The sequence below is a fragment of the Halapricum sp. CBA1109 genome (genome assembly GCF_009741825.1).
In the GTDB taxonomy this organism is placed as follows: domain Archaea; phylum Halobacteriota; class Halobacteria; order Halobacteriales; family Haloarculaceae; genus Halapricum.
This window is the reverse complement of record NZ_WPCA01000196.1, coordinates 1-4,058: the sequence shown is the minus strand read 5'-3', so window position 1 is coordinate 4,058 and position 4,058 is coordinate 1. Positions and strand designations below refer to the sequence as shown.

5 protein-coding genes and 2 pseudogenes are annotated in these 4,058 nt (G+C 70.5%); 3 read left to right on the top strand and 4 right to left on the bottom strand.

Translation table 11 applies throughout. From position 1 onward, the window contains the following. From GJ629_RS14890 to GJ629_RS14880, 3 genes are all read left to right on the top strand, one after another. Positions 1-236, top strand: a 236-nt coding sequence (locus GJ629_RS14890) for a hypothetical protein (RefSeq protein WP_231754658.1), incomplete at its 5' end; no start/stop codon positions are given. Beyond that, positions 233-1,300, top strand: a complete 1,068-nt coding sequence (locus GJ629_RS14885; RefSeq protein WP_157513719.1) for an ABC transporter permease — start codon at positions 233-235, stop codon at positions 1,298-1,300. The genes GJ629_RS14890 and GJ629_RS14885, both read left to right, overlap by 4 nt. Continuing rightward, positions 1,300-1,971, top strand: a complete 672-nt coding sequence (locus GJ629_RS14880) for an ABC transporter ATP-binding protein (RefSeq protein ID WP_157513718.1) — start codon at positions 1,300-1,302, stop codon at positions 1,969-1,971. Before GJ629_RS14885 ends, GJ629_RS14880 begins: the two co-directional genes overlap by 1 nt. On the opposite strand, the gene GJ629_RS14875 is transcribed toward GJ629_RS14880, so the two are convergent. The 4 genes and pseudogenes from GJ629_RS14875 to GJ629_RS17315 form a co-directional block, all read right to left on the bottom strand. Beyond that, entirely contained in the window at positions 1,968-2,159 is a 192-nt protein-coding gene (locus GJ629_RS14875) for a 30S ribosomal protein S17e (RefSeq protein ID WP_157513717.1), read from the bottom strand. The genes GJ629_RS14880 and GJ629_RS14875 overlap by 4 nt on opposite strands. 57 nt (positions 2,160-2,216) lie before the next feature. Next, positions 2,217-2,786 carry a DUF447 domain-containing protein gene (locus GJ629_RS14870; protein ID WP_370515928.1) on the bottom strand — a complete coding sequence of 190 codons (570 nt, stop codon included), beginning with the start codon at positions 2,784-2,786 and terminating at the stop codon, positions 2,217-2,219. Continuing rightward, positions 2,783-3,573, bottom strand: a pseudogene (locus tag GJ629_RS14865) (triphosphoribosyl-dephospho-CoA synthase). The gene GJ629_RS14870 and the pseudogene GJ629_RS14865 overlap by 4 nt, the downstream one beginning before the upstream one ends. Before the next feature lie 41 nt (positions 3,574-3,614). Next, positions 3,615-4,058 (bottom strand): annotated as a pseudogene (locus tag GJ629_RS17315) (tRNA-dihydrouridine synthase); the annotation flags it as partial.

Sequence of the window (4,058 nt, the reverse complement as noted above, 5' to 3'; positions counted from 1 at the left end):
GGCAACGCGACGGCCGGGACGGTCCTTTCCCTCCTCCGCGGGAGCTTCGACGACGAGGGCGTTCGGTCGTGCTGGACGCGACGGCCGTCTCCCGGTCGGGCCGCGTCGTGTCGGTCCGGGCGACCGCCCCGCCGGACGCCGTCGGCGCGCTCGTCGCACAACTGGCCGCGGGAGAGGCGGCGGTGCCGGCGAGGCTCGGCTCGCGTGCGCCCCCAGAAGCGGGAGGTGTGCCGTGAGCCTCCGTGCGCTGCTCCGGAAGGAACTCTCCTGGAGCAAGCACAACGTCGCCGCGCTCGTCGTCCTGTTGCTGCTCGTCCCCGGCACCGCGGCGTACACGAGCGTCGCCTTCCAGTCGGTCATCCCGCAGGACGCGCCGGTCGCGGTCACGCCGGCAAACGACGAGGTCACCGAGAACGAACTGGAGGTGGTCGACGCCGCGGCGTCGCTGTTCGCCGACCCGGTCCGGTACGACTCCGAGCAGCGGGCGATGGACGACCTCAAGCGCGAGTCGGTGTACGCCGTCGTCGAGGTGCCGCCGGGGCTATTGAACGAGTCCCGGGACAGCACCGTCAACCTCACCGTCGACGGGAGTATGGTCCTGTTCGACAAGCCCTCCGAGGCGATGGTGGGGCTGTTGAACGTCCGGTTGAGCCAGTCCGTCCCGGGGTCGGTCAGCGTCGACCGGACCGTCGTCGGCGGCGAGCACACCCTCGCGGAGTACCTCGTCCCTATCCTCCTGATGGGCGTGACGCTGTTGTTCTCGCTGGCGTACGTCCCGTACAACCTCGCCGCCGAGGCCAGCGCCATCGAACGCGTCCGGATGGAGTCCTCGCTGGAGGCGCTGGTCGCGTCCAAACTGCTCTTTTTCTCGGCGGTGATGCTCGTCCCTATCGGCGTCTTCGGCGTCTTCATCTGGCAGTTAGAGTACGCCATCCCGGCCGCCTCGGCGGGCGTCGTCCTGATCGTCCTGCTGACGTTCGTCACGCTCTCGTCGATCAGTATGGCGCTGATGCTGGTGACGCGCTTCGACGTCACCGGTCGGTTCCTCGCCGTCATCCTCCTGTTCGGGTTGGTGGCGGTCGGGGGCCTCATCTACCCCGCGGGCTTTTTCTCGCCCATCAGGCGACAGATAGTCCGGGCGATGCCGGTCCACTACGCGATGATCGTCCTACGGGGCGAGATGCTCCGGTCGGTCCCGTTGTCGACGTACGCCGACTACGTCGCCATCGTCGCCGGGTCGGCCGTCGCGTCGCTGGCGGCGCTGGAGGGGTCGATAATCGCATACAGGAGGGGCGACTGATGGCCGAGTTCGGTGCCGAGGACCTCACCAAGTCCTACGCCGACGTGCGGGCACTCGACGGCGTGTCGGTGTCGCTCGCCACCGGCGAGGTCCACTGTCTCGCCGGCCCGAACGGGTCGGGGAAGTCGACGCTGTTTCGTATCCTGCTTGGCCTCACGCGCCCGGACTCGGGAACCGTCACGCGGCCGGCGCGGTCGCTGGTCGGCGCGGGGTTTCAGGAACCGGCGTTCTACGACTCGCTGACCGTCGCCGAGAACGTCGACACCTTCGGTCGCCTCTCGGGCACGCCCGGCGAGGCGTGGGTCGACCGGGTGGTCGACGTCTTCGAACTGGAGCAGATGTGGACCCGCCGGGCGGGGGACCTCTCGGGCGGGTTCGCCAAGCAACTCGATCTGGCGCTGGCGCTGCTCAAACGGCCGACCTACGTCCTGCTGGACGAACCGCTGGCGGACTTAGACGACGTGTCGACGGGGAGCCTGCTCGGGTTTCTGGACGACTACGCCGAGTCCGGCAACGCCGTCGTGCTGTCGAGCCACCGGATCGAGGAGATCGGACCGGTGGTCGACCGACTCACCGTGATGCGGGACGGAACCGTGCGGCGGCGGGTCCGCGATACCAGCGAGAACGAATCGATCGCAGAGATATACCGTGACGCTGTCGAACGGGACTAGGCTTCGACGGGGGCGGCGCGCTTGCGCGCCACGTAGCCCGCGATGCGGTTGCGGACGCCCTTGGACTCGATGTCCGTGACCTCCATCACGACTTCCTTGTTGTGCTCGAAGTCGTCTGTGAAGGCGTCGGGATACTTCTCCATCAGGATCGTTGCCGTCTTCTTGACGTAGGCCGGTTTGATCGCCATGTGACCCCACGTAGCCGGACGGGCTTCAAAAAGCATTCGAAGCGTCCGGCCCGAGCGCTACCACTCCGCGTTGTCCGCGACGACGGCCATCGCCTCGCGGTGGCGGTCGCCCCCGCACTTCTCGACGACGCCCTCGAAGAATGCCAGTCGCTCCCGCAGAGCGGTCTGGTCGTAGGCGTCGACGCCCAACCGCGAGGCCGCCACCGTCGCCTCGACGACGGCGTAGTACGCCCGGTTCGTCGTCCGGACGCCGGTCCGTTCGACCGCGCTCTCGACGGGATGTAGCGCCCACTCGACCCACTGGGTCCCGCCGTCCTCGCCCGCCCCGATTCGGTCGACGGACACCTCGACCCACGCGTCGGCGCTGTCGAGAATCGGGTCGTCTGTCTCGCGGACGGTCATCGCCGCCTCGGCGAAGTCGACGGGGTCGGGCGAGAACTGGACGTGGCCGCCCCCGCGCTCCCGGAAGTTCCGCCACGTCCGGGTCCGGCCCCACGTCGTCGCCGTCACGGGGTCGCCGGCGTGGAGTCCCAGCGCCGCGACGTTCCAGCGGTCGTTGGGCCCCAGCGTCGTCACGATGGACTCGGTGACGCCCGCGAGGGGCACGGGCCAGTCGGCGTCGCTCACACCTCGACCCCTCCCCGGAGCGCGAGGAACAGCGCCGCGGCGGTGATGTCGGCGGTCGTCCCGGGGTTGATACCGCGCTCGACGAACTCCGCGGCCATCGCGTCCGGGTCGCGTCGCCGTCGAGCGCCGCCGCCGCGCGCTGACGGACGGCCTCGGCCGTCGCCTCGTCGTGGTTGATGACGACGAAGGTGTCGGGTTCCGCGGCCAGCAACTCCAGAAAGACCCGTGCCGCGCGGTCGGCGACCGGCCCGTCGAGTTCGGCGATGCGGTCCGCGGCCGGGAACGACCGCTCGAAGCCAGTGGTCCACTCGCGGGCGACGCCGTCGCGGTCGGCCGACTGTTCCATCACGTCCGCGAGCGTGAGCCCCTGCGCTTCGAGCGCCGGGACGGCCCCGCTGCCCCGGCGGACGCGAGGCCGTCCATCTCGGCGGGCGGGTCGGCGACGGAGACGCGACGTGGTCGAACGCCCGATAGAACCCCGCGCGTCCGCGACTGTCGTCTCGGCGACGACGGCCTCGACCCCTGCCGGGGAGCGGTCACCCCGAGCGACAGCCCGGACGAGGGGGACGAGGAGCAACAGCGCGCCGAACTGGGTGTTGCCGCCGCGCTGGCCGCTCATCCCCTCGATAGCCGTCTCGAAGGCCGCGCCGACGCCGGGGCCGTCCGGGTCGGCCGCGAGCGACAGGCCCTCGCGGGCGCTGACAGCGCCGGCCGCGAAGTGCTCGAACCGCAGGTCCTCGTACTCGTGCTCCCGGTCGACGTTGCCCGGTTTCGGCGTGCCCGTCACTTCGAGCAACAGCGCCAACTGGGCATCGTCGGTGATGGACCTCACGCGACCCCCTCCCGGGAGGCCTCGACGGCGGCCGCACGGACCGCTTCGAGCACGTCGGGGTCGTCGGAGGGCCGCCCGACGCTGACCGCGTCGGCACCGTAGTCGACGTACTCCCGGACCGTCTCGCAGTCCCTGACGCCGTTGTTCGCTATCACGGCCGCGTCGGTCCGGCGAGCGACCGGTTCGATCACCGACTCCGAATCCATCGCGTCGACGTGGAGGAAGGAAGCCCCCGCGGCGTCGGCCCGTTCGGCGACCGCCGGCAGGTCGACCCCCTCGACCTCCGCCCGAGTTTGACCGAGACGGTCGCGCCCGTCTCGGCGGCGGCCGCGACGAACGCCGCGAGCCGGTCGGGGTCGGCCAGCAGCGACTCGCCACAGCCGGCGGCGCACATCTCGGCCTGTCGGCAGTGGGCGTTGACCTCGACGACGGCGTCGTGG